The organism is Marivivens sp. ABH4_498, assembly GCF_056160585.1.
Map to the genome: position 1 here is coordinate 126,738 of NZ_JBSWXL010000007.1, position 24,149 is coordinate 150,886.

Genomic DNA, 24,149 nt, shown 5'->3' on the forward strand with positions numbered 1-24,149 from the left:
TCGTTCAGATTAGCGGTATTCGACGGTGACCATTTCGCCACCCGACATTTCGATCACGCGGTAGGAACCAGCAGCTTCGCCGCCGTTCACCAGCTCAACGCCAGTTGCGCCAACCAGATCAACGTCGCCGCCTTCGGCCAGAATATCCAGCGCTTTGCCCAGCTCGCCTGGCATGATTGGTTCACCCGGTGCGTTTGCAACGGCCTCTACGAACTCTTTATAGACGTTCGGGTCGGTCGAACCTGCCGCCTGCATCGCCAGCATGATCAGCGCAGCAGCGTCATAGGACTCCGACGCATAGGTGCCTTCGCCGTTGAATGCGTCGCCAGCCAGTTCAACAAAGGTGCCGTAACCTGGGTTGTCGGAACCTGGTGCCTGACCGAACGATCCGTCGATTTCGTCGCCGAACGTGCCGCCCAGTGCGTCACCGATCATGCCGTCTGGGAAATGGAAGGTGTCGAATGCGCCAGCGTCCAGTGCTGCGCGAACGATGTCGCCGCCGCCTTGGTCAACGTAGCCAGCAACGACCAGACGGTCGCCGCCTGCACCCGAAAGCGCCGCAACTTCAGCCGAATAGTCGCCTTTGCCAACTTCGTGCGATGCGGAAATCGTCACGGTGCCGCCGATTTCGGTGTAGGCCGCTTCGAATGCGTCAGCCAGACCTTTGCCGTAGTCAGAGTTGATGTAGGTCACTGCAACCGATTCAACGCCTTGGGACATCAACAGTTCAGCCATGACAACACCCTGACGTGCGTCAGATGGTGCGGTGCGGAAGAACAGGCCGTTGTCTTCGACGGTCGACAGACCTGGGGACGTTGCCGATGGCGAAATCATAACCATGCCGTTTGGCACAGCAACGTTCGACAGGATCGCGCCGGTCACGCCCGAACAGTCAGCGCCAAAGATACCTGCAACGCCTTCGGCGATCAGTTCTTCGGCTGCGGTGGTTGCTGCGGCTGCGTCAACACAGGTCGAGTCTTTGCGAACCGGAGTGACAGCCATGCCGCCCAGCAGGTTACCTGCTTCGGTGACTTCGGCCATTGCCAGTTCAGCGCCTGCTGCCATGTCAGGGGTCAGCGATTCAATCGGACCGGTAAAGCCCAGAATCACGCCCAGCTTAACTTCGGACCCGTGACCTTCGGCGGAGGCTGCACCAGCAACCAGAGCGGTGGCCGCAGTGGCCAGAAGAAGTTTTTTCATTTTTAGACTCCCTATCGGATGTTGTTATCCTGATCACACGCTAAGTTGACCAATTGGAAAAGTGAAGCGGTGACGGAACGAAAATAGCCCGCGAAAGCAGTTTTTCACGGGCTATCCTATGCGTTGATCAACCATTCCGCGCAAATTGGACGGATCATTGGTATATTTGAGGTTATTCTTTCCGCCCATGCGCACCGCGTTCACGGTACGGGGTCGTTTCATAATGCGCGCGGTAGCATTTCGAAAAATGCGAAGGCGACGTGAAACCGCAGGCAAGGGCGACGTTAATCACGCTCATATCCGTTTGCATCAACAGGTTCCGCGCTTTTTGCAGGCGCAGTTCCATATAATACCGTTTTGGTGACCGCGCGAGGTAACGGCGGAACAGGCGTTCCAACTGGCGCGTCGACATGCCCACATCTTTGGCCAACGTCGCGGGGCTGATGGGTTCTTCGATATTCTTTTCCATCATCTGAATGACGCTGGACAATTTGGGGTGACGCACGCCGATCCGTGATGGGATCGACAGACGCTGTGTGTCGCGGTCGGTACGGATGGACGAATAAATCAGCTGATCCGCCACAGCATTTGCCAATTCTTCGCCGTGGTCGTCGGCAATCAATTTCAGCATCAAATCCAACGATGACGTGCCGCCAGCCGCTGTCATGATGTTACCATCGACCACGAAAACCGATTTTGTCAGCAAAACTTCTTCGAAATCTTCGGCGAAACTATCTTGATTTTCCCAGTGAATGGTGGCGCGTTTTCCGTCCAACAGCCCCGCTTTGGCCAGCGCGAAACTGGCGGTGCATAGCCCGCCGATGGTCACGCCGCGACGTGATTCTTTGCGGAGCCAATTCAGCACGCGTTTGTTTGTCGCTTTTTGAACATCGACGCCGCCGCACAGCATTAAGGTATCGTCACGACCAAGGTCGGATAGGTCTATGTTCAGTTTAAATTCTGTCCCGTTTGAACACGTAACAAAGTCGCCGCCGTCACCAGCAAGAACCCAATCATACAGGGATTTGCCCGACATCCGGTTCGCAATCCGAAGGCATTCAACGGCGCCCGCGAAAGACAAAAGTGTAAAATTTTCCAACAGAACAAAGACAAACCGACGTGTTTTGCCGGTTGTTTCTACGTCGACAATTTGAATGTCGCTTTCCATCGTGGCCCCATCGCTTCGGTGAATGATGGACCAGAACATTTTTTTTCAAAACGACGCAAGAGGGTAAAGTCAAAGAATTTGCTTAGCCTTTCACCGAACGCCCTAACTTTAGGCAAAAACCGTTTTTGCATTGCCCCAATCGAGGCAGTTTATATAAATGGCCTCTGATACCGCTAAAATCGATTATAGCGGATCGTTGAAAAGAGACATTTTTACGGAGCAAGACAATGACCGAGTGGCAAAAATCTGACTGGCGCCAAAAGCCCCGAGTTCAGATGCCCGACTATACGGATGGGGCAAAGCTGAACGCTGTAGAAGCGAAGCTAGCCAGCTATCCGCCCTTGGTCTTTGCTGGCGAAGCCCGCAAGCTAAAGGCAAAGCTGGCAGCTGTTTCGCGCGGCGAAGCGTTCTTGCTTCAGGGTGGTGACTGCGCAGAGAGCTTTGGTGAATTCAGCGCGGACAACATCCGCGACACGTTCAAAGTGATGCTGCAGATGGCGATGGTTCTGACCTACGGCGCCAAAGTGCCTGTGGTCAAAGTTGGCCGTATGGCTGGCCAGATGGCAAAACCGCGTTCGGCACCGACAGAAACAGTGAACGGCGTCGAACTGCCTAGCTACCGTGGTGACATCATCAACGGTTTCGATTTCACGCCAGAGGATCGCATCCCTGACCCTGACCGTATGCTGCAGGCGTACACTCAGGCCGCGGCAACGCTGAACCTGCTGCGCGCGTTTTCGACCGGTGGTTACGCTGACCTGCACAAGGTGCATTCTTGGACCTTGGGCTTTGTCGAAAGCCCAGAGGCTGAACGTTACCGCGAACTGGCGAACCGCATTAGCGACACGCTGGATTTCATGAATGCGGCAGGTATGCGCGACGAAGCTGCGCACGCGATGCAGACCGTCGATTTCTACACCAGCCACGAAGCATTGCTGCTGGAATACGAAGAAGCCCTGTGCCGCTTGGATTCGACCTCGGGCAAATGGCTGGCAGGTTCGGGTCACATGATCTGGATCGGCGACCGCACCCGCCAGCCTGACGGCGCGCACGTTGAATTCTGCAAAGGCGTGATCAACCCGATCGGTCTGAAATGCGGCCCGTCGATGACCTCTGGTCACCTGAAATCGCTGATGCAGTCGCTGAACCCAACAAACGAAGAGGGCCGTTTGACCCTGATCGCGCGTTTCGGTGCAGGCAACGTGGGTGAACACCTGCCACGCCTGATCAAAGCCGTTCAGGAGGAAGGCGCAAACGTGACTTGGACCTGTGATCCAATGCACGGCAACACGATCAAATCGACCTCGGGCTATAAAACCCGTCCGTTCGACAGCGTCCTGCGCGAAGTGCGCGAATTCTTTGCCGTGCACAACGCCGAAGGGTCCGTTCCAGGCGGCGTCCATTTCGAAATGACCGGCAAAGACGTGACCGAATGCACCGGCGGCGTGCGCGCAGTCACAGACGAAGACCTGTCCAGCCGTTACCACACCGCTTGCGACCCACGTTTGAATGCGTCGCAATCGTTGGAACTAGCGTTCCTAGTCGCCGAAGAACTGTCGGCGCGCCGCGAAAAACTGGCTGACGTTGCGAACGGCTAATTAGCTGTTGTCGACAATCAAACGAAGGGCTGGCCGCTGCGCCGGCCCTTTTGTTTTGATGGGGGCATCATTCGTCCACACGACACGTTCCGCAATGTGTCCGCCATGGTCTGCGATGTGAAATTTGGGGCTGCGCACATAAGATGGGCTATCGGTGATGATCGCGCCCATAACGCGGGTCGGTAATCCGTTATGCCCAGCCAAAGGCAGCAAGATCATTCTGCCGTGGATTTTTGCCGCTGGACCACGGTTTGCAAACAAAGTCAGGCGTTTGATCGACGGCCCATCGAAACAGTCATTTATGATCTGGGCCAGTTCGGCGCGACTGTCATTGTGGAAAAAACACGACAACGGCATCCCGCGTGTTTCCATCAACATCATTTCATTCACTTTCTGGCCGCTGACCCGAAACCGTGCCGCACCTTTGGCCACGCGTTCCAGAATGAAAGAATAAGGTAAAGCCATGTCCAGACGCGCAGGATCAAACGACGACCGTTTGGGCAGGCCGGACAAACCGCGCATGTCTTGCCAATACGCTTCGATATCAGCGATGACATCGCGATTGTCAGGGGTGTTGATCTGATTGATTTGAATAACGTCCATAACCGGCTCCATCGTAAACTATCGCCAATTTAACTTAACTCTTCGTACAGATCAGTTACCAAATGATGAACTGGTTAAAGGGTTAATGCCAAAGCCTTGATACCTTTGGCATATACGCTTAATCACCTAGGCAGAGGGAGGACCGTAAATTGATCCAGTCGATGACCGCCTTTGCCAGCCGCACCAGTGAAATTGATGGGGCGAATTGGGTATGGGATATGCGCAGCGTCAACGCGCGCGGCATTGATATACGTGTCCGATTCCCCGAAGGCTATGCAGCGCTGGAACAGATCATTCGCCAACGGATCGCGAAAACCTTTGCACGGGGCAATATATCCCTGACCTTGCGCATGACGGCCGATGACGCACACAGCGCGATTGAGATTGATCAGGATATGTTGGCGCGTGTCATCGCGGCCAGCGGTATTGCTCGCGCGCAGGCCGAAGCAGCAGGTATTCCAATCGCCGCGCCAACGGCGCTGGATTTTTTGAATGTCAAAGGCGTCATGGTGCCGCGCCAAACCTCGGCAGGGAATATAGACACCGTCGTTACGGCGTTGACCCGTGAATTTGATCTGTTGCTGAATGATTTTGCGTCCATGCGCAAAACCGAAGGGGCCGCGCTGTTTGCGGTGATCTCCGACCATCTGGCGACCATCGAGGCGCTGATTGATCAGGCCGCACAGGTCGCCCTAGACCGCCAGCCGCATATGGCAGCATCATTGAAACAAGCTGTTTCGCGGATCATGGCGGACGCCGATACGATCGATCCAGATCGTTTGGCCCAAGAAATCGCTCTGGTCGCCGTGAAACAAGACGTCACCGAAGAGATTGACCGATTGCGTGCCCATGTGATCGCAGCGCGTCAGTTGATCAATCTGCCTGAACCTGCGGGGCGAAAACTGGATTTTCTGGCCCAAGAATTTAACCGCGAGGCAAACACTTTGTGTTCCAAATCGCAGTTCCGCGAATTGACGGCTGTCGGTCTAGACCTTAAGGCCGCGATCGAACAGATGCGCGAACAAATCCAGAATGTGGAGTAAACCATGACCGAAATGCGCCGCCGTGGCCTGCTGATTATCCTTTCTTCGCCGTCTGGCGCGGGCAAATCGTCTTTGGCCAAACGCCTGATGGCATGGGACCCATCGCTGAAATTTTCGGTCTCTGCCACAACGCGCCAACCGCGCCCGGGCGAGGTTGATGGTGTTGATTACTATTTCAAATCCCACGAAGAATTTGAAACCTTGATCGCCGAAGGCGGTATGTTGGAACACGCCGAAGTTTTCGGGAACTACTACGGCAGTCCACAAGGCCCAATCGACGACGCCATCGCCGAAGGCCGCGATACGATTTTCGATATCGACTGGCAGGGCGGTCAGCAGATCCGCCGTTCGAAATTGGCCCAAGACGTTGTTTCGATTTTCATCCTGCCGCCATCTATTGCTGATCTGGAATCCCGCCTGCGTGGCCGCGCGCAAGACAGCGAAGAGGTGATCGAAAAACGCATGGCACAAAGCCGCAACGAAATCAGCCATTGGGCCGAATATGATTATGTCATCGTTAATCGCGATTTGGACAAAGCCGAAGAAGAGCTTAAGACTATTCTAACAGCTGAACGTGCCCGCGCATCGCGCCAGCCGCAATTGACCGAATTTGTGCGCGGCCTGAACAAGGAATTCGAACAACGATGATTTATGAACTGGATGGAATTGCGCCCGAAATTGCCCCTGACGCATGGGTTGCGCCCGATGCGAATGTGATCGGTAAAATCACCCTAGGGCCGCGCAGCTCTGTCTGGTTTGGCGTGACGCTGCGCGGTGACAACGAACGGATCACCATCGGCGAAGGCAGCAATGTTCAGGAATTGACCGCGCTGCACACCGACATGGGGTTTCCACTGACCGTTGGGAAAAACTGCACCATCGGTCACAAGGCGATGCTGCACGGCTGCACCATTGGCGACAACACATTGGTCGGCATGGGCGCGCAGGTCATGAACGGCGCAAAGGTCGGCAAAAATTGCCTGATCGGGGCAGGGGCGTTGATCACCGAAGGCAAAGAAATCCCTGACGGATCGCTGGTCATGGGCGCGCCGGGCAAAGTCGTGCGCCAATTGGACGACGCCGCGATTGCCAAACTGGAAAAATCTGCGCTGAATTATCAGGCGAATGCTGCGCGTTTCCGTGATGGCCTGAAGGCGGTTTAGGTTTCGTCGCAGGACTGTCACACTGTTCATCGATAGTCTGACGACTGAATATTTGGAACGGCGCGAAAATATGACGACCCCGATTGAACCGGCTGATTTGGTGAATGCATTCCCGCTGACTGCGGTGTTGATTGGACCAAACGAACGTATTTTGGCAGCCAATCAGTTGGCCAAGGATTTGTTCAGTTCGGAATGTGTGGGTCAGCATTTCATCAATGTTCTGCGACAGCCCAACGTTCTAGACGCGATCGAGACTGTAATCGTGCGCGGTCAGCACATGGAAACACGGTATTTGGGCCGCGATGGTGGTCGCGATACGACTTACCGCGTTAATGCGGCCCCTGTTGCCGCGCCAAATGGCCCTGCTGTTTTGCTGACATTCGAAGACCTGACCGACATCGAAGAAGCCGGCAAGATGCGCCGCGATTTTGTTGCGAACGTAAGTCACGAATTAAAAACGCCGCTGACGGCTTTGATGGGGTTTGTTGAAACGCTGCGCGGACCTGCGCGCAACGATCCCAAAGCTCAAGATCGGTTTCTGACAATCATGGAACGCGAAGCGTCGCGTATGTCCCAATTGGTTCAGGATCTATTGTCGCTTAGCCGCGTAGAGGAACACGAACGCGTTCGCCCCACTGAACAGGTGGATTTGGTCGCGCTGGTCGCATCTGTCAAACAATCGCTAGAGCCTGTCGCAGCATCGTCCGATGTGACGATCAATCTGGATGTGCCTGATACGCAGGTTCAGGTTTTGGGCGATTCCAATCAGTTGCGTCAGGTGCTGACAAATTTGATTGAAAACGGAATCAAATACGGCGGCGCGGGAAAATCGGTCGATGTGTCGGTTTTGATGCCGCAGGATCAACCTTTGCTACGGGGCAAAGGTGTCACAATTTGTGTCACAGATCACGGTGAAGGAATCGCCGAACATCACATTCCGCGCCTGACCGAACGTTTTTATCGCGTCGATTCACACCGTTCGCGCGAAGTTGGCGGTACTGGATTGGGTCTTGCGATTGTAAAACACATTATCAATCGTCACCGCGGTCGTTTGCGGATTCATTCTGAATTGGGTCAAGGTACTGTTTTTTCAGTAATTTTACCTGTTTTGGAATAAAGTTTGCATTTGAACCCAGCCCTGTCATAAAACTTTTACAAAAGTGTCACAAAAGCGTGGTGAGGCGCACTTAGGACGTCCCTCGAAGGCTACGGGAAACGCCCAACGCCTATGACTGACAGACTGGAGTTAAATATGTCTTTCATCAAACTGACCGCTTCGACCCTGGCAATTGCTGCCGTTACCGCGACCGCAGCTGCTGCACGTGACAACGTTCAGGTTGCAGGTTCGTCGACTGTTCTGCCTTACGCTTCGATCGTTGCCGAAGCATTCGGTGCAAACACCGACTTCCCAACACCAGTTGTTGAATCGGGCGGTTCGTCCGCTGGCCTGAAACGTTTCTGCGAAGGCGTTGGCGAAAACACCATCGACGTTGCAAACGCATCGCGTGCTATCCGTGAAAAAGAAATCGTTGCTTGTGCAGAAAACGGCGTAACCGACATCATCGAAGTTCGTATCGGTTATGACGGCATCGTATTCGCATCGCAAATCGACGGCCCAGCATACGACGCTTTCACTCCATCGGACATCTTTAACGCTCTGGCACCAAAAGTGATGGTAGACGGCGAACTGGTCGACAACCCATACACCCAGTGGTCGGAATTCAACGCTGACCTGCCAGCCGCTGACATCCTGGCATTCATCCCAGGCACCAAGCACGGCACCCGCGAAGTTTTCGAAGAAAAAGTTATCGCAGCTGGCTGTGAAGCAACTGGCGCAATGGAAGCGATGATTGCTGGCGGCATGTCCGAAGACGACGCAGAAGACGCATGTCTGGAAGTTCGCACCGACGGTCGTTCGGTCGACATCGACGGTGACTACACCGAAACTCTGGCTTCGATCGCTGCAAACAGCAACGCTATCGGCGTGTTCGGTCTGGCATTCTACGAAAACAACACCGACAAGCTGAAAGTCGCGACCATGTCCGGCGTTGTTCCTTCGACTGAATCGATCGCAACCGGCGAATACCCAGTATCGCGCCCACTGTTCTTCTACGTGAAAGCAGCACACATCGGCGTTATCCCAGGTCTGAAAGAATACGCACAGTTCTTCGTATCTGACGATCTGGCAGGCCCAGACGGCCCACTGGCAGCATACGGTCTGGTTTCGGATCCAGAACTGGCAGCGACCCAAGCTGCTGTTGAAGCCGAAGCAACCATGAACTAATAGCCCTAGGGCATACACATCCCGAAGGGGCGGCTGTGACTGCCGCCCCTTTACCATTTCAACGAATTACCCATATGGGGGGCTAATGCCTATTTTATGGCTCATCTGTGCGGTTTTGATCATTGCCGCAATCGGATTTGTAATTGGACGGACCCGCGCAATTTCTAGCGGTCAGGGTGACATCCGCAACTTGCACTCTTTGCCCTCGTACTATGGTTGGAACGTTGCACTTAAAACATTGGTGCCAGCGTTTCTTGTTTTGATTGTCTGGCTGATTGCGCAACCACTGATTATTGGTTCGATCACGTCATCGAAACTGCCTACCTCTGCGATCCCCGAAGGATCTAGCGCCGGCCTAATCATGAGCGAAGTCCAGCGGACATCGAACGGTGTAACGGCGGCCGTTGCATCGGGTGATCTGGATAGCGCTGTCTTGGCTGACCCGAACGCGGATCTGTCCGTTGTCACTGACGCACTTAAAAGCGCGGGTCAGATTGTGACCACCGACTTGACCCAGCCGATCTGGGATGCGGCGCTGTTCTATCGTTCGACGTCGAATGCGGGCACGATTGCAATGTGGGCTGTCGTGATCGCATTGGCAATTGCCGGTATGGTCTGGGGCCTAAGCCAATCCAGTGCCGATTTTCGTGCGCGCAACACGGTGGAAACCAGCATTCGATATATGCTGATCGCAGCCGCATCGATCGCGATCCTGACGACGGTTGGTATTGTTCTATCGCTGGTCTTTAACACGATCGAATTTTTCCGCCTGTATCCGATCTCGCATTTCTTCTTTGGCACCGAATGGGCGCCTAGCTTTTCGGGCCGTGGTGGATCGTCTGAACTGGGCATTCTGCCACTGCTGTGGGGTACGCTGTACATTTCAGTCGTCGCATTGGCGGTGGCCGTGCCGATTGGCCTGTTTGCTGCGATCTACCTGTCGGAATACGCATCGAATTCGGTTCGTTCCGTTGCCAAACCATTGCTAGAGGTTTTGGCAGGCATCCCGACCATCGTTTACGGTCTGTTTGCACTGTTGACCGTTGGCCCGTTGTTGGTCAGCGTCTTTGGCGAAGGCGGATATTTGGGCGTCGATTGGCAGGGCGGTGGCCGCGCGGTGATGACCGCAGGTATCGTCATGGGCATCATGTTGATCCCGTTCGTATCGTCGCTGTCTGACGACATTATCAACGCAGTACCACAGTCGCTGCGCGATGGTTCATACGGATTGGGCGCGACCCAGTCGGAAACGATCAAACAGGTTGTTTTGCCCGCAGCGTTACCTGGGATCGTTGGTGCGGTTCTGTTGGCTGCATCGCGCGCCATCGGTGAAACCATGATCGTCGTATTGGGGGCAGGGGCCGCCGCGCGCCTATCGCTGAACCCGTTCGAAGCAATGACCACCGTGACCGCAAAAATCGTATCGCAGTTGACGGGCGACAGTGACTTTTCGTCACCCGAAGCCTTGGTCGCTTTTGCACTGGGCATGACCCTTTTCATTCTGACGTTGGGCCTGAACATCTTCGCGCTCTACATCGTTAATAAATATCGGGAGCAGTACGACTAATGACCGACGCTACCAACTCGGGGGCACAGGCCCCAAAAACGTCGCTGATCGCACATGACGCCCGTACGAAAAAACGCAACTCGGCTGAAAAACGGTTCCGCGCATATGGTATGACCGCCATTGGCATTGGCCTGTTTTTCCTGACCGTCCTGTTCTATTCGATCCTGAAATCGGGTCTGCCTGCGTTCACGACAACTGTTCTGTCGGTCGAATTCACAATGACCCAAGAACAATACGAAGAAGCCGAAGGTACGATGCTGAAGACAGCAAAATACCAAGGATTCTTTAACGACGGACTGGCCGCGCAGTTGGCCGAAGCCGGCGTAGAAGTCGCGTATGATGCGAAAACGATTGAACGGATTGCGGGCAAAACCGGCAACCTGATCCGTGCGCATTATCAGGAAAACCCGAACGACGTGGGATCGCCTGTTACGTTCGATCTGCCAACGTCATCGCGCGTGAATCGCTATATCAACGGTGAATTCACCAAAGACGAAGTTGAGGACAGCCGTTTCCTAGAGGCAGCCGACCTTGATCTGGTGGATGTCATGCTGGAATCGGGCACGATCCGCACGGTGTTTGACTGGAATTTCATCACTGGCAAAGACTCCGGCGTGGATAACCCAGGCGGGGCAGGGATCGGCGCATCGGTTATCGGGTCGTTCTTTATGATGTTGGTGGTCTTGGTTCTATCGCTGCCGATTGGCGTGGCTGCGTCCATCTACCTAGAAGAATTCGCACCGAAAAACCGTTGGACTGACCTGATCGAGGTGAACATTTCCAACCTAGCCGCAGTGCCGTCCATCGTGTTTGGTATCTTGGGTCTGGCTGTGTTCATCCAGTTCATGCACCTGCCACAGTCCGCACCTTTGGTCGGTGGTTTGGTTCTGACGCTGATGACTTTGCCGACGATCATCATTTCGACCCGTGCATCGCTAAAGGCCGTGCCGCCGTCGATCCGTGACGCTGCACTGGGCATTGGCGCATCGAAAATGCAGGCGGTGTTCCACCACGTTCTGCCTCTGGCCATGCCGGGAATTCTGACCGGTACAATCATTGGTCTGGCACAGGCCTTGGGTGAAACGGCGCCGCTGTTGTTGATCGGTATGGTTGGCTTTGTCGCGCGTGAATACCCTGAGGGTTTCATTCAGGGTTTTGTCGAACCAAACTCTGCTATGCCTGCACAAATCTACACCTGGGCGTCCCGCGCGGATGCCGGTTTCTACGAAAAGGCGTGGGGCGGTATTATCGTACTGCTGGCTTTTCTTCTTACGATGAACATCATCGCAATCATCCTGCGCCGCCGCTTTGAGCGCCGCTGGTAATCGAGCAGGAGGACATAAACATGAACGACATGCGACTAATTGATAGAGCGGTGGACATGAAAGACATCAAAATTTCGGCCCGTGATGTACAAGTATTCTACGGCGATAACCACGCGATCAAAGACGTGAACGTTGATATCGCTGACAAAACCGTCACTGCATTCATCGGCCCATCGGGGTGTGGTAAATCCACGTTCTTGCGTTCGCTGAACCGTATGAATGACACCATCGATATCTGCCGCGTCGAAGGTAACATCCTGCTGGACGGCGAAGATATCTACGACAAACAGGTTGATCCCGTGCAGCTGCGCGCAAAGGTCGGCATGGTTTTCCAAAAACCGAACCCATTCCCGAAATCGATCTATGATAACGTGGCTTACGGCCCGCGTATTCACGGTCTGGCGAAAAACAAAGCCGACCTAGACGACATCGTTGAAAAGGCGCTGCGTCGCGGTGCGATCTGGGACGAAGTAAAAGACCGTCTGGATAAACCGGGCACAGGCCTGTCGGGCGGTCAGCAACAGCGTTTGTGCATCGCACGTGCTGTCGCAACCGAACCAGAGGTTCTGCTGATGGATGAACCATGTTCGGCGCTGGACCCGATTGCGACCGCTCAGGTCGAAGAATTGATTGATGAACTGCGTGAAAACTATTCGGTCGTTATCGTGACGCACTCGATGCAACAGGCCGCGCGTGTCAGCCAGAAAACCGCGTTCTTCCACCTAGGGAATTTGGTGGAATACGGTGAAACCGGTCAGATTTTTACAAACCCGGTCGATCCACGTACCGAAAGCTACATCACAGGCCGTATCGGTTAAGGGCAGGGCAGATATAATGACAGATCAACACATTCTTTCCGCATACGACCGCGACCTAGAAGCTATTCAGGCGTTGGTTATGAAAATGGGCGGACTGGTCGAAGCCGCCATTCTGGACGGCGCGCAATCGCTGGAAACCCACGATATCGAATTGGCGGATAAAGTCCGTCAGGGCGACAAAGCCATCGATGCGCTAGAACTTCGCATCAACGAAGAGGCCGCGCGCACCATCGCGCTAAGAGCGCCTGTTTCCAAAGATTTGCGCACCGTTCTTACGGTAATGAAAATCGCGGGCAGCTTGGAACGTATTGGCGATTACGCGAAAAACATGGCGAAACGCACCCATGTTCTGGCGGAAATGACGCCGATTAGTGGGCCGGATGCCGCGCTGCGTCGTATGGCCCGCGAAGTGCAAGGTATGCTGCGCGACGTGCTGGACGCCTATGTGCGCCGCGACGCCGAATTGGCAGAGCAGGTCCGCATGCACGACCAAGACGTCGACCAGATGTACAACGCGCTGTTCCGCGAATTCCTGACATTCATGATGGAAGACCCGCGTAACATTACGGCCTGCATGCACCTGCATTTCATCGCGAAAAACGTGGAACGCATGGGCGATCTGGTGACCAACATCGCCGAACAGGTGATTTATCAGGTGACCGGCGAAATCCCCGACGAGGCGCGCCCAAAGGGCGATATTACGACATCGGTGTCTAAGGTAGAGTAACATGTCTGGCCAAGCTCATGTCTTGATTGTCGAAGACGAACCAGCGCAACGCGAAGTTCTGTCGTATAACCTAGAGGCCGAAGGCTATCGTGTTTCGGCCGCTTTGAATGGCGAAGAGGCGTTGCTGCTGGTTTCAGAAGAAGCCCCAGACGTCATCGTGCTGGATTGGATGCTGCCGAACGTTTCTGGCATCGAGGTCTGCCGCCAAGTCAAAAGCCGTCCTGAAACCCGCGAAATTCCTGTGATCATGCTGTCCGCGCGGTCAGAAGAAACAGACAAGGTGCGCGGATTGGAAATTGGCGCTGACGACTATGTGACCAAACCGTATTCGGTCAGTGAACTGTTGGCGCGCGTTCGCAGTCAGCTGCGCCGTGCGCGTCCAACGATGACCGGTCAGGTCATGACGTTTGATGACATTCAGCTGGACAGTGAAACGCATCGCGTCACGCGCAACGGCGAAATGCTCAAACTTGGGCCAACTGAATTTCGTCTGTTGTCGACCTTTATTGAAAAACCAGGTCGGGTTTGGTCACGAGACCAGCTGCTGGACCGCGTTTGGGGCCGTGATGTCTATGTCGATACCAGAACCGTCGATGTTCATGTCGGGCGTTTACGCAAAGCGTTAACCGCGCATGGCGGGGCAGATCCAGTGCGCACAGTCCGCGGGGCTGGCTACGCATTAGGCTAAAGTCGCAGTTCAGTGTTTGTGTAATCAGTATTATGTTAAATAAAGAGGCGATAAAGCTATTGGTTGCTACCGTTTAAGATGATATTAGCAGTCAAGATTAAGTTATTGACCATACGGGTGTGTTTTGACTGACTTTCTGGAATACCTTGACGGCTTGGCAAATTCAGCCTCGGTCGAGGAATTGTGGAATTTACACACAGACAAAATGGCGGCCTATGGATTTGATCGGCTGATCTTTGGATACACGCGATACCGCACGGAACGGTCTTTGGGTGATCCGCAGGATTGGGTTGTTCTAACGAACCAATCGCCTGAATACATGAAAGTTTTCATCGACGACGGAATGTATTTCCATGCACCGATGGTTCGTTGGGCTATGGAAAACTCTGGCGCATGTAGCTGGAGCTGGATTCGGGGCGCGGTCGAACGTGGCGAACTGAACGAGAAAGAGCTAGAAGCCTTAGCTTTCAATCAAAAGATGGGCGTCACGGCCGGTTACACGATTAGTTTCCATTCCATGAGCGCACGGACCAAAGGCGCGATCGCCCTCACCGCCCCTACGGGTGCGAACCAAGACGACGTTGACGCGATTTGGGACGAACACGGGCGTGAAATTCATCTGGCTGCCAATGTTGCTTACCTAAAACTGCTCACGCTGCCGAATACGCATGCACGGCAGTTAACCAAACGCCAACGCGAAGTTTTGGAATGGGTTGGCGACGGCAAAACGACCCAAGACATCGCCCAAATCATGGGGCTTACGCCTGCGACTGTTGAAAAACACCTACGTTTGGCACGCGAATCTTTGGATGTAGATACGACGGCTCAGGCGGTATTAAAGGCGTCTTTTTACAACCAAATGTTCGTCTTGGATTTTTGATTCAACAGTCAAATAGTTAAAATACATCAACTATTTCAAATGGTCAGGTATACCTGACTTTCATTACCTAACGTCAATCGTCATAACTGAATTGTTCCGTGAGTGGTGGCCTTAGGCCAGGGACACAAGCGTTTTGGATCCCTAAACATTTTTTAGGTTCCCCAAAGCGTGCCGGTTTTCCGGTGGCTGGTTGCGATAGTTTGCTATCAATTCCGGCGTACAGTTATGCGGCGAACATCCCATCCTTTTCGTTGCATGACGGTGTTTCTGGGCGCTGTGTCTTATGACCAGCGCCTTTTTTTTATTGGCTATAGATAAAGAAAAAGGCCCGCCAAAATGGCGAGCCTTTCGAATGCGATATGATCCAGAAATTACTGGTTCATTGCAGCAACTTCAGCTGCGAAATCGGATTCTTCTTTTTCGATGCCCTCGCCGACTTCCATACGGATAAAGCCAGTGATTTCAACGCCAGCTTCTTTTGCAGCAGCTTCGACGGTCAGGTCCGGGTTCACAACGAACGCTTGGCCCAGCAGAGTCGATTCAGCGATGAATTTCTTCATGCGGCCTTCGATCATCTTTTCGATGACTTGTTCTGGCTTGCCCGATTCACGTGCGATTTCGATCTGGATCGAACGCTCTTTGTCTACGATCGCTGCGTCCAGGTCAGCTTCGCCCAGTGCGGCTGGGTTTGCTGCTGCAATGTGCATTGCAACCTGTTTGCCGAACGCGTCGTTTTCTGCGGACAGAGCAACCAGAACACCGATTTTGCCCATGCTGTCTGCTGCTGCGTTGTGGACGTAGGTCACAACCGAAGCGCCTTCGATCGAAGCCATGCGGCGAACCGACATGTTTTCGCCGATGGTTGCAACTGCATCAGTGATGGTTGCTTCTACGGTTTTGCCGCCCAGATCAGCAGCTTTCAGCGCGTCCACGTCTGCAACGTTCAGTGCTACGCCTGCGATTTTGGTAACCATTGCTTGGAACTTTTCGTTCTTAGCAACAAAGTCGGTTTCGGAGTTAACTTCGACAGCAACACCTTTGCCGCCTTCGATAGCTACTGCAACCAGACCTTCGGCAGCGGTACGGCCAGCTTTCTTAGCAGCTTTTGCCAGACCTTTGGTGCGCAGCCAGTCTACTGCTGCTTCCATGTCGCCGTTGTTTTCAACCAGAGCTTTTTTAGCATCCATCATGCCAGCGCCAGTCGACTCGCGCAGTTCTTTTACCATTGCTGCGGTGATCGCCATTTCACATCTCCTGGAAATTATAGTGTCCGGCCATGGATGTATTCCATGACCGGTAACATTTGTGCAAAGCCCCTGCCCTTATTGAGCAGCTGCTTCCTCTGCCAGTACTTCTTCTGCCATTTCTTCGACAGCACCCAGGTCAAAACCTGCTTTTGCCATCTGAGCGGACATGCCGTCCAGAGCTGCGCGAGCAGCCAGGTCACAGTACAGAGCAATCGCACGAGCAGCGTCGTCGTTGCCTGGAACTGGGTAGTCAACGCCGTCTGGCGAAGAGTTGGTGTCAACGATGCCAACAACTGGGATGCCCAGTTTCTTAGCTTCGGCGATTGCCAGATCTTCTTTGTTTACGTCGATAACAACCATCAGGTCAGGAACGCCGCCCATTTCGCGGATGCCGCCCAGCGAAGCTTGCAGTTTAGCTTGCTCACGCTCTGCGTTCAGACGCTCTTTCTTGGTCAGACCTTCGAAACCACGCTCTGCGGATTCGTCGATTGCTTTCAGACGGTTGATCGACTGCGAAACAGTCTGCCAGTTGGTCAGCGTGCCGCCCAACCAACGGTGGTTCATGTAGTACTGAGCGCATTTTTCTGCAGCGTCAGCGATAGGCTTTTGTGCCTGACGTTTGGTACCAACGAACAGAACGCGGCCACCTTTTGCGACGGTGTCACGGATGACGTTCAGAGCAGCGTCCAGCATTGGAACGGTCTGGGTCAGGTCGAAAATGTGGATGCCGTTACGCGAACCGTAGATGTACTGTTGCATCTTAGGGTTCCAGCGCTGTGTCTGGTGACCAAAGTGTACGCCTGCTTCCAGCAGCTGACGCATGGTGAACTCGGGTAGAGCCATGTCTCTTTCCTTTCCGGTTTAGCCTCAGCGGGGGATCAGACGAACGTCCAACCGGTGGATGCATGGGATTTCTCCCCACGTCACCCGCCCCCGCTTGCGGAGTTGAATGGCGCGCGTTTACCCCGCGCGCCCCAGAAAGGCAAGGCCCGAATTACAATAAGGTGCGTTCAATCACCCACCAAACGCCCATCAAACCAATCGCGATGGATGCAGGGATCGCAATGACGCTGCGATACCATGGTTTATGTCCAAACCAGAACCCGACCAGCGCGTAGGCGATCGCGATAACGAACAGCTGTCCAACTTCGACCCCGATGTTGAACCCGATCAGCGCAGCGATGAAACCGTCTTCGGGCAGTCCGTATTCCTGCAGAACCGATGCAAACCCCAAACCGTGCAACAGACCAAAGGCAAAAATCACGATTGGGCGGAACGGGCTTAGTCGACCTTTTGCTGTGATGTTTTCAAACGCGACGAATGCAATGGACGCAGCAATCAATGGTTCGACGATTGACCCCGGTATGGTCACATAGCCCAACGCGGCCAGTGCCAAAGTGATTGTATGTGCCAGCGTAAAGGCCGATACCTGCCATAACAGCGGGCGCATCTGCATAGAGAAAAAGAACAAGCCCAAAACAAACAGAATGTGGTCCAACCCTAGTGGCACGATGTGTTCGAACCCTGTCGGGATATAGTTCAGGAAGGTTTGCCACCATGGCAACGCGTCGCCACCAGTCAGTGAAATATCCCCCGACGACGTCCCGCCAGACAAAGTGCCGGTATAGGGTTCGTCCACGCCGTTCTGACGCAAAATGATAAAGCCCAACGTTTCATCCCATGAAAACGCGACGGTCTGAGATTCAGAAACATCACCCGCATCAAATGTGAAAACCGTCAGGCGTGCCATATCTACGTTGTCGGTCGATGGTACGTCCACGGACCGCAGGGTTAGATCACGCGACTGTCCGTCGACCATCACGTTGATCTTTGATTGTACATCGGCCCATTCAGCCGCAAAGGTCGTGGCGATATCATCTGCTGCCATGGCGCGATAGTCGTCAAAGGTCGCCGCCCGTGGCGCGTCATTGGTATCGGCAAATTGGCTTAGGTCGATATCCGCCAAAATGCCTTCTATTGCCATTTCGACCTCGAACACCAGTTGGTCGTCTTGGACCTCCATATTGGCAATGGCTGGCATAACTTCGTGGGCCACGGCGTTTTGAAACAGCCCCGACCCCAAAACAAAGATTGACACAAACCCAATCAGAGCCAGTTTGGTTTGTGTAAATAAGGATTTGATCATCATGCGCAGTCTACTCTCTGCATTGGCCCTATTATCGACGCCTGCCATGGCGCACGAACTGTGGCTTGAACCACTGGACTATATCGTTTCGAACGAGGGTAGATTGGTGGCCAATATTGTCAACGGAGAAGACTTTGACGGCGCAAATCTAGTGTATTTGCCAAGCAGGATCGCCCGCTATGAAAATTATGCCGGCACAGAAATTTCCGCGATAGAAATGCGCGCCGGTGATCGGCCAGGGTTGGATGTGGCGCCTATTTCTGATGGGCTGAATGTCGTTGTGTATCAATCAACGGCCGCGCGTTTGACCTATACCGAGCTCGCGAAATTTCAGCGCTTTGTAGACCACAAGGCGTTGCCAGATCCAACCAGCGCGCCCTATCCAACCGCCCTGCCCGATAACGGCATTTTGGAAACCTATTGGCGCTATTCGAAAACGTTGATTGGCGTTGGTGATGCGGTTGGTATTGATCAACCGACAGGTATGCTGACTGAATTTGTGGCGCTGACCAATCCATATTCGGACGACACCACCGAATTCAAAGCGACACTGCTATACAGCGGCGAACCACGCGTTCGGGCTCAGGTCGAAGTTTTCGAAAAATCACCCAGTGACGAGGTGACAATTTTTACCGTCCCAACAACGGATGACGGAGTGGTAACGATACCCGTGAAAGCAGGCTACGAATACATGCTGGATGCGGTTGTGCTACGTGCCCCCGAATTAGAAGAGGCGATTGAAATGGGGGCAATGTATGAAACCCATTGGGCAAACCTGACGTTTGCCGTTCCGGAATGACTTGCGTATGCCGTTGTGTCGCGTCATGACGGGTTTATGATCAAATCTATCGACATTCTATGCATCGGGTCCGTTCTGTGGGACGTTGTTGGGCGGTCTCCTTCGGTGATGCGGTTGGGGTCCGACGTTCCTGGGCGTATCGAACGGTTGCCCGGCGGCGTTGCGATGAACATCGCGATGACGCTGGCGCGGTTTGGCATGACGCCTGCTTTGCTGACAGCGATTGGCCGCGACCGCGAAGGTGATGAATTGATGACCGAGGCGCAGAACATGGGCCTTGTCACCGATTATGTTTATCGGTCCGATGACTTGCCCACCGATAGTTACATGGCTGTCGAGGGTGCGAATGGTCTGATTGCAGCGATCGCGGACGCCCATTCTTTGGAACAGGCGGGCGCTAAAATCATCACCGCACTGGGCGACGGTCGGTTAGGTGATGACGCCAATCCCTATAGCGGTCTAATCGCGCTGGACGGCAATTTGACCGTTGATCTGCTGCGCAAAATTGCCATGTCCCCATTGTTCGCTGCCGCTGATTTGCGCGTCGCCCCCGCAAGCCCCGGCAAGGCGGATCGACTGCTGGCGCTGCTGGGCCATCCTGTCGCGACGCTATATGTCAATTTAGAAGAGGCGAACCTATTAACGCGGCGCGACTGTACCAGTTCGGAACAGGCCGCGCTGGCGCTGATTGAACGCGGTGCAAAACGAGTTTTGGTGACAGATGGCGGCAAATCCGCGTCTGATGCCACCGCCGACCGCGTGATTACCAAACAACCCCCATCGGTATTGGTCACGCGCGTGACCGGTGCAGGTGATACATTTATGGCCGCACATATTGCAGCCGAACGCCGCGGCGAAACGCGCGATGACGCGTTGGAAACAGCATTAAACGCCGCAGCGACCTACGTTTCAGGAGAACACCCAAGATGATCCCTATGTCCTTTTCTGCCGAAGTAGCAGAGGCGATGAAAAACGACCAACCTTTGGTCGCGCTGGAAAGCACCATCATCAGCCACGGGATGCCGTACCCGCAAAACGTAGAAACGGCCCGTTTGGTTGAACAAAAGGTCCGTGACAACGGCGCCGTCCCCGCCACAATCGCCGTTATCGAAGGCGTCCTGTGCATCGGTTTGGATGACGATCAATTAGAAATGTTTGGTCAGGCCAAAGGCGTCGCAAAACTCAGCCGCGCGGATATCGCTGCCTGTCTGGCGTCTGGCGGCACAGGGGCAACAACCGTTGCAGCAACCATGATTGGTGCGCATCACGCGGGGATCAGCGTTTTTGCGACGGGCGGCATTGGCGGCGTTCACCGCGGTGCGGACCAGACCTTTGATATTTCGGCGGACCTGCCCGAATTGGCGCAAACCCCAGTGACCGTCGTTGCTGCTGGCGCCAAAGCCATTCTGGACCTGCCAAAAACATTCGAAGTACTGGAAACCTACGGCGTTCCCGTCATTGCATTCGGCCAAGATGAAGTGCCCGCATTCTGGTCCCGATCGTCAGGCATCCCTGCCCCGCTGCGTATGGATACCGCTGACGAGATCGCAAAATCTCACCAGATGCGCGGATTGCTGGACCTGCCGGGCGGTCAACTGGTGGCAAACCCAATCCCCACGGACGCCGAAATCGCCACCGAAGAATTGGCCCCAGTGATTGACGCCGCATTGGCCGAAGCCGAAGCCGCGAAAATCGCAGCCAAAGATGTGACGCCGTTCCTATTGAATGCGATGTACGAAAAAACCGAAGGCCGCAGCCTGACCGCCAACATCGCACTTGTGCTGAATAACGCGCAATTGGCAGCACAAATTGCAACGTCTTTGCACAAGCTGACATCGAAAACCGACTAAGGTCGATAACATCCATTGTAGGCGCGCATGGACGCGCCTACATTAAGCCAAACACATTTATTTTGGCTTGATTGTGAATATCCAAACTCCTCCTGAACCGCCCAAACGTCGCTCTGGTTTGATTTCCGGACTGCGCAATAATTTTCTGGCGGGCATTGTTGTCATTGCGCCGATTGGCCTGACCATTTGGCTGATTTGGTCGGTTGTGGGGTGGGTTGACGGGTTCGTCTGGCCTTTAGTGCCCGACTATTATCATCCAACGCAGATCGTGAACCGTTTGTTGGGTAATGATAACCCGATGAGCCCAGACTACATTCAGGTCAATGTCCGCGGATTGGGCGTAATCCTTTTTTTGGTGGTCACTATTGCAGTTGGCTGGATCGCCAAAGGTATCATCGGCCGCCGTTTTTTGGTTTGGGGAGAAAGCCTGGTCGCGCGGATGCCTGTCGTGCGGTCCATTTACAATGGCGCCAAACAATTGGCGGAAACCGTATTTGCGCAATCCGAAACCAGTTTCGACGAAGCGTGCCTAATTGAATATCCGCGCAAAGGTTTGTGGGCGATTGGGTTCATTTCCACCAAAGCCAAAGGCGAAATGGCCGAAAAAGTACCCGCAGACGACGAAATCATGACTGTCTTTTTGCCCACAACGCCGAACCCGACATCTGGTTTTCTGCTGTTCGTGCCGCGCTGTGATCTAACGATGCTGGATATGTCTGTCGAAGATGCGGCCAAATTGGTGATTTCGGCGGGATTGGTGTATCCGAACACCAAAACGCCGAAAATCGATCCCAAAACCCTGCCTAAACGCTAATCAAACATTTCGTGTAGATCGACGCTGCCGCGTTTTCCCAGATCCTTTTTATGGTTTTTCAAAAAACGATCCATGGAATTGCGGCCCGCCTCTTTGAGCCGTGACAGGACAACGGGCAGCGCGATCATTTTTGTGGCCAGACCTAGCTCGGTCATCAATGCTTCGTCTTCGACCAGATGAACATTGACGTCTTTCATTGCACCCTTTTTGATCGACCCGTCGGCAATCAGGCGTTTCACAAAACTGATCGCCCGCAGTTCCCGCAGTAGCGACGTGTTAAAGCTGATTTCATTGATCCGGTTTTGTATAGATTGCCCATCCGTTGGGATTTCTTCGCGGTATAGCGGGTTGATATTCACGATGACGATGTCGTCGGGCAAATGCTGTGGAAACAGCGGAAACAGCGCAGGGTTACCGGTATAGCCTCCGTCCCAATAGGCTTCGGTTTTGCCGGTCTTAGCGTCATGAATTTCGATGGCTTCGAACAATGTCGGCAGACAGGCCGAGGCTAGGATTGCTTGCGTTGTGACCTCTTCATCCTTGAAAACACGTATTTTTCCGGTTCGGACGTTGGTTGCGCAAACGTGCAATTCGGGCCCGTCCGACGCGCAAATGGCATCCCATTCAAATTCTTTGATGATCCGTTCTAACGGATTGGCGATGGACGGGCCGAAATTATACGGCGACATCATGCGAATGGCCGTTTCCCACCACATAAAGGCTGGTGAATACGTCAGCGCGTTTGCATATAGTTCGGTCGCGGGCGCAAACGGTTCCATCCATTTGTTCACGGTCGGATCGGTAATCGCGCCAACGCGGCGCCAAACCCAATTCAGGTTTTCCCGCGCGCCTTCGCGGCCGCCATTGACCAGCCCCGCCTTGAACGCTGCCCCGTTTAGCGCCCCCGCCGAAGTTCCTGAAATTGCAGACACTTCTACGTCGTCTTCATCCAACAAGCGGTCTAATGCACCCCAGGTGTAGGCCCCATGAGCACCCCCACCTTGCAAAGCAAGATTGATACGAAACGTCATGTTTTCCCTACTTTTCTAAAAACAGAAATTCGGACACGATTGAACGCAATAGCGTAGCCAGTGTCGTGTTCCCGAAGATTAGGCAGGTACATCACCGTACCTGCCTTTTCTTTTACAACGCGGTCCAACCACCATCGACGCTGATCGTGGTGCCTGTGATTTGTTCCGCAGCCGAAGAACACAAAAACACAGCGGTGCCGCCGATTTGTTCCACTGTCGCGAATTGTTTGGACGGCTGACGTTCCAAAATGACCTTCTCGATCGCTTCTTCTTCGGTCATGTCGTATTTTTTTGCGGTGTCGGGGATCTGTTTTTCCACCAAAGGCGTGTGGACATAGCCCGGGCAGATCGCATTGGCTGTGATGTCCTCTTTCGCGGTTTCCAGAGCGACAACTTTGGTCATCCCCACCACACCATGTTTTGCCGTAACATAGGCCGATTTGTATGGCGACGCGGTCAAACCATGGGCTGATGCGATATTCACAATGCGGCCCCATCCACCTTTGCGCATCAACGGCAGTGCCGCTGCGGTCGTATGAAAGGCCGAGTTCATATTAATGGCGATAATCGCATCCCATTTTTCGACAGGAAATTCGTCAATCGGCGCAACGTGCTGGATCCCTGCGTTATTGACCAGAATATCGCATTTGCCCGCCTTTTCGATCAGCGCGCGGCATTGATCAGCTTTGGACATATCGGCCTGAATGTAGCGCACGGTGACGCCAAACTCTGCTGCCATATCGGATGCCAGTTTGTGATCGTCGTCGTTGTCTGTAAATGAATTTAGAACAATATCGGCGCCCGCTTTGGCCAATTCGCGCGCAACGCCCAGCCCGATACCGGAATTTGATCCTGTAACAACGGCTGTTTTACCTGAAAGAGACATGTCTTCCGTCCTCTGTATGTACGAAAACCTGTCTTTGATAATGCTGCGACTGCAAAATAATTCAATGACTCGGCGTTAAAACAGCACAAAGAATCGCCGATTCCGTGGCCGATTCCACGCAGTTTTGATGACCCTGAAATATGCGGAAAGCCCAATAAAAAAACGCCGGCACAAGGCCGGCGCTAAGTCATTGAGGCAGGTTTCATACAGGCAAGAAACCTATCGAGCAGTGAGTTCTTTATAAGCAATTCCACGCCGATATCCAAGGATAAAAGTTTGAACTGACCAAAGCGCCCAGATACGGTCAAACAA

The 24,149-nt window shown here is 53.7% G+C and carries 24 protein-coding genes; 16 read left to right on the forward strand and 8 right to left on the reverse strand.

What is annotated here, in order from left to right; all coding sequences use genetic code 11:
- Positions 1–9 precede the first annotated feature (9 nt).
- Entirely contained in the window at positions 10–1,200 is a 1,191-nt protein-coding gene (locus ACXAGA_RS14025; RefSeq protein ID WP_475118094.1) for an ABC transporter substrate-binding protein, read from the reverse strand.
- Between the two features lie 172 nt (positions 1,201–1,372).
- Positions 1,373–2,368: a GlxA family transcriptional regulator gene (locus ACXAGA_RS14030; protein WP_475118132.1), complete on the reverse strand. Its 996-nt coding sequence runs from the start codon at positions 2,366–2,368 to the stop codon at positions 1,373–1,375.
- 227 nt (positions 2,369–2,595) lie between these two features.
- Here ACXAGA_RS14030 and ACXAGA_RS14035 point away from each other — a divergent pair, with 227 nt between their 5' ends.
- Positions 2,596–3,966: a class II 3-deoxy-7-phosphoheptulonate synthase gene (locus ACXAGA_RS14035; protein ID WP_475118095.1), complete on the forward strand. Its 1,371-nt coding sequence runs from the start codon at positions 2,596–2,598 to the stop codon at positions 3,964–3,966.
- Here ACXAGA_RS14035 and ACXAGA_RS14040 read toward each other — a convergent pair whose 3' ends face one another.
- Positions 3,967–4,569, reverse strand: coding sequence for a PAS domain-containing protein (locus tag ACXAGA_RS14040; protein WP_475118096.1), 603 nt, complete (start codon positions 4,567–4,569; stop codon positions 3,967–3,969).
- A 149-nt stretch (positions 4,570–4,718) separates the two neighbouring features.
- Between ACXAGA_RS14040 and ACXAGA_RS14045 the strand changes: the two genes are divergently transcribed.
- The 11 genes from ACXAGA_RS14045 (at position 4,719) to ACXAGA_RS14095 (ending at position 15,064) form a co-directional block, all read left to right on the forward strand.
- Complete coding sequence (locus ACXAGA_RS14045) at positions 4,719–5,612, forward strand: YicC/YloC family endoribonuclease (RefSeq protein ID WP_475118097.1); 894 nt, start codon at positions 4,719–4,721, stop codon at positions 5,610–5,612.
- A 12-nt stretch (positions 5,613–5,624) separates the two neighbouring features.
- Entirely contained in the window at positions 5,625–6,260 is a 636-nt protein-coding gene (gmk, locus tag ACXAGA_RS14050) for a guanylate kinase (RefSeq protein WP_475118133.1), read from the forward strand.
- Positions 6,257–6,775 (forward strand): gamma carbonic anhydrase family protein, encoded by a 519-nt coding sequence (locus ACXAGA_RS14055; RefSeq protein ID WP_475118098.1) that lies wholly within the window; start codon positions 6,257–6,259, stop codon positions 6,773–6,775. The genes gmk and ACXAGA_RS14055 overlap by 4 nt, the downstream gene beginning before the upstream one ends.
- A 70-nt stretch (positions 6,776–6,845) precedes the next feature.
- Positions 6,846–7,892: a sensor histidine kinase gene (locus ACXAGA_RS14060; RefSeq protein WP_475118099.1), complete on the forward strand. Its 1,047-nt coding sequence runs from the start codon at positions 6,846–6,848 to the stop codon at positions 7,890–7,892.
- Between the two features lie 135 nt (positions 7,893–8,027).
- Positions 8,028–9,059 carry a substrate-binding domain-containing protein gene (locus ACXAGA_RS14065; protein WP_475118100.1) on the forward strand — a complete coding sequence of 344 codons (1,032 nt, stop codon included), beginning with the start codon at positions 8,028–8,030 and terminating at the stop codon, positions 9,057–9,059.
- Positions 9,060–9,144: 85 nt separating this feature from the next.
- On the forward strand, positions 9,145–10,626 hold the full coding sequence (pstC, locus tag ACXAGA_RS14070; protein ID WP_475118101.1) for a phosphate ABC transporter permease subunit PstC: 1,482 nt from the start codon (positions 9,145–9,147) through the stop codon (positions 10,624–10,626).
- The gene (gene pstA / locus ACXAGA_RS14075) at positions 10,626–11,951 is read left to right on the forward strand and encodes a phosphate ABC transporter permease PstA (protein ID WP_475118102.1); all 1,326 of its coding nucleotides are present in this window, start codon (positions 10,626–10,628) and stop codon (positions 11,949–11,951) included. The genes pstC and pstA overlap by 1 nt, the downstream gene beginning before the upstream one ends.
- 56 nt (positions 11,952–12,007) lie before the next feature.
- A complete protein-coding gene (gene pstB / locus ACXAGA_RS14080) occupies positions 12,008–12,769 on the forward strand; it encodes a phosphate ABC transporter ATP-binding protein PstB (protein WP_475118103.1) in 762 nt (253 codons plus the stop codon).
- 16 nt (positions 12,770–12,785) lie between these two features.
- Entirely contained in the window at positions 12,786–13,496 is a 711-nt protein-coding gene (gene phoU, locus ACXAGA_RS14085) for a phosphate signaling complex protein PhoU (RefSeq protein ID WP_475118104.1), read from the forward strand.
- A 1-nt stretch (position 13,497) separates the two neighbouring features.
- Positions 13,498–14,184 carry a phosphate regulon transcriptional regulator PhoB gene (gene phoB, locus ACXAGA_RS14090; protein ID WP_475118105.1) on the forward strand — a complete coding sequence of 229 codons (687 nt, stop codon included), beginning with the start codon at positions 13,498–13,500 and terminating at the stop codon, positions 14,182–14,184.
- A gap of 124 nt (positions 14,185–14,308) precedes the next feature.
- A complete protein-coding gene (locus ACXAGA_RS14095; RefSeq protein ID WP_475118106.1) occupies positions 14,309–15,064 on the forward strand; it encodes a LuxR family transcriptional regulator in 756 nt (251 codons plus the stop codon).
- Between the two features lie 371 nt (positions 15,065–15,435).
- On the opposite strand, the gene tsf is transcribed toward ACXAGA_RS14095, so the two are convergent.
- The 3 genes from tsf to ACXAGA_RS14110 form a co-directional block, all read right to left on the reverse strand.
- On the reverse strand, positions 15,436–16,308 hold the full coding sequence (gene tsf / locus ACXAGA_RS14100; RefSeq protein WP_475118107.1) for a translation elongation factor Ts: 873 nt from the start codon (positions 16,306–16,308) through the stop codon (positions 15,436–15,438).
- Between the two features lie 78 nt (positions 16,309–16,386).
- Positions 16,387–17,154 (reverse strand): 30S ribosomal protein S2, encoded by a 768-nt coding sequence (gene rpsB, locus ACXAGA_RS14105; RefSeq protein ID WP_475118108.1) that lies wholly within the window; start codon positions 17,152–17,154, stop codon positions 16,387–16,389.
- A gap of 151 nt (positions 17,155–17,305) precedes the next feature.
- Positions 17,306–18,460 (reverse strand): HupE/UreJ family protein, encoded by a 1,155-nt coding sequence (locus tag ACXAGA_RS14110; RefSeq protein ID WP_475118109.1) that lies wholly within the window; start codon positions 18,458–18,460, stop codon positions 17,306–17,308.
- Between ACXAGA_RS14110 and ACXAGA_RS14115 the strand changes: the two genes are divergently transcribed.
- From ACXAGA_RS14115 to ACXAGA_RS14130, 4 genes are all read left to right on the forward strand, one after another.
- Positions 18,459–19,256, forward strand: a complete 798-nt coding sequence (locus ACXAGA_RS14115; RefSeq protein WP_475118110.1) for a DUF4198 domain-containing protein — start codon at positions 18,459–18,461, stop codon at positions 19,254–19,256. The genes ACXAGA_RS14110 and ACXAGA_RS14115 overlap by 2 nt on opposite strands.
- 36 nt (positions 19,257–19,292) lie before the next feature.
- Entirely contained in the window at positions 19,293–20,186 is an 894-nt protein-coding gene (locus ACXAGA_RS14120; RefSeq protein WP_475118111.1) for a PfkB family carbohydrate kinase, read from the forward strand.
- Positions 20,183–21,106, forward strand: coding sequence for a pseudouridine-5'-phosphate glycosidase (locus ACXAGA_RS14125; protein ID WP_475118112.1), 924 nt, complete (start codon positions 20,183–20,185; stop codon positions 21,104–21,106). Before ACXAGA_RS14120 ends, ACXAGA_RS14125 begins: the two co-directional genes overlap by 4 nt.
- A 79-nt stretch (positions 21,107–21,185) precedes the next feature.
- The gene (locus ACXAGA_RS14130; RefSeq protein ID WP_475118134.1) at positions 21,186–21,920 is read left to right on the forward strand and encodes a DUF502 domain-containing protein; all 735 of its coding nucleotides are present in this window, start codon (positions 21,186–21,188) and stop codon (positions 21,918–21,920) included.
- Here ACXAGA_RS14130 and ACXAGA_RS14135 read toward each other — a convergent pair.
- Both ACXAGA_RS14135 and ACXAGA_RS14140 read right to left on the reverse strand, forming a co-directional pair.
- Positions 21,917–22,951 (reverse strand): patatin-like phospholipase family protein, encoded by a 1,035-nt coding sequence (locus ACXAGA_RS14135; RefSeq protein WP_475118113.1) that lies wholly within the window; start codon positions 22,949–22,951, stop codon positions 21,917–21,919. The genes ACXAGA_RS14130 and ACXAGA_RS14135 overlap by 4 nt on opposite strands.
- 112 nt (positions 22,952–23,063) lie before the next feature.
- The gene (locus ACXAGA_RS14140; protein ID WP_475118114.1) at positions 23,064–23,837 is read right to left on the reverse strand and encodes a 3-hydroxybutyrate dehydrogenase; all 774 of its coding nucleotides are present in this window, start codon (positions 23,835–23,837) and stop codon (positions 23,064–23,066) included.
- Positions 23,838–24,149: the final 312 nt, after the last annotated feature.

Bases quoted from the DNA above. Each gene is read 5' to 3' on its own strand.
- ACXAGA_RS14040 (WP_475118096.1), bottom strand. From the start codon at position 4,569: ATGGACGTTATTCAAATCAATCAGATCAACACCCCTGACAATCGCGAT.
- ACXAGA_RS14055 (WP_475118098.1), top strand. From the start codon at position 6,257: ATGATTTATGAACTGGATGGAATTGCGCCCGAAATTGCCCCTGACGCA.
- ACXAGA_RS14110 (WP_475118109.1), bottom strand. From the start codon at position 18,460: ATGATGATCAAATCCTTATTTACACAAACCAAACTGGCTCTGATTGGG.
- tsf (WP_475118107.1), bottom strand. From the start codon at position 16,308: ATGGCGATCACCGCAGCAATGGTAAAAGAACTGCGCGAGTCGACTGGC.
- ACXAGA_RS14065 (WP_475118100.1), top strand. From the start codon at position 8,028: ATGTCTTTCATCAAACTGACCGCTTCGACCCTGGCAATTGCTGCCGTT.
- pstA (WP_475118102.1), top strand. From the start codon at position 10,626: ATGACCGACGCTACCAACTCGGGGGCACAGGCCCCAAAAACGTCGCTG.
- pstC (WP_475118101.1), top strand. From the start codon at position 9,145: ATGCCTATTTTATGGCTCATCTGTGCGGTTTTGATCATTGCCGCAATC.
- ACXAGA_RS14035 (WP_475118095.1), top strand. From the start codon at position 2,596: ATGACCGAGTGGCAAAAATCTGACTGGCGCCAAAAGCCCCGAGTTCAG.
- ACXAGA_RS14115 (WP_475118110.1), top strand. From the start codon at position 18,459: ATGCGCAGTCTACTCTCTGCATTGGCCCTATTATCGACGCCTGCCATG.
- phoB (WP_475118105.1), top strand. From the start codon at position 13,498: ATGTCTGGCCAAGCTCATGTCTTGATTGTCGAAGACGAACCAGCGCAA.
- ACXAGA_RS14060 (WP_475118099.1), top strand. From the start codon at position 6,846: ATGACGACCCCGATTGAACCGGCTGATTTGGTGAATGCATTCCCGCTG.
- pstB (WP_475118103.1), top strand. From the start codon at position 12,008: ATGAAAGACATCAAAATTTCGGCCCGTGATGTACAAGTATTCTACGGC.
- ACXAGA_RS14135 (WP_475118113.1), bottom strand. From the start codon at position 22,951: ATGACGTTTCGTATCAATCTTGCTTTGCAAGGTGGGGGTGCTCATGGG.
- ACXAGA_RS14140 (WP_475118114.1), bottom strand. From the start codon at position 23,837: ATGTCTCTTTCAGGTAAAACAGCCGTTGTTACAGGATCAAATTCCGGT.
- ACXAGA_RS14025 (WP_475118094.1), bottom strand. From the start codon at position 1,200: ATGAAAAAACTTCTTCTGGCCACTGCGGCCACCGCTCTGGTTGCTGGT.
- ACXAGA_RS14030 (WP_475118132.1), bottom strand. From the start codon at position 2,368: ATGGAAAGCGACATTCAAATTGTCGACGTAGAAACAACCGGCAAAACA.
- ACXAGA_RS14125 (WP_475118112.1), top strand. From the start codon at position 20,183: ATGATCCCTATGTCCTTTTCTGCCGAAGTAGCAGAGGCGATGAAAAAC.
- ACXAGA_RS14120 (WP_475118111.1), top strand. From the start codon at position 19,293: ATGATCAAATCTATCGACATTCTATGCATCGGGTCCGTTCTGTGGGAC.
- phoU (WP_475118104.1), top strand. From the start codon at position 12,786: ATGACAGATCAACACATTCTTTCCGCATACGACCGCGACCTAGAAGCT.
- rpsB (WP_475118108.1), bottom strand. From the start codon at position 17,154: ATGGCTCTACCCGAGTTCACCATGCGTCAGCTGCTGGAAGCAGGCGTA.
- gmk (WP_475118133.1), top strand. From the start codon at position 5,625: ATGCGCCGCCGTGGCCTGCTGATTATCCTTTCTTCGCCGTCTGGCGCG.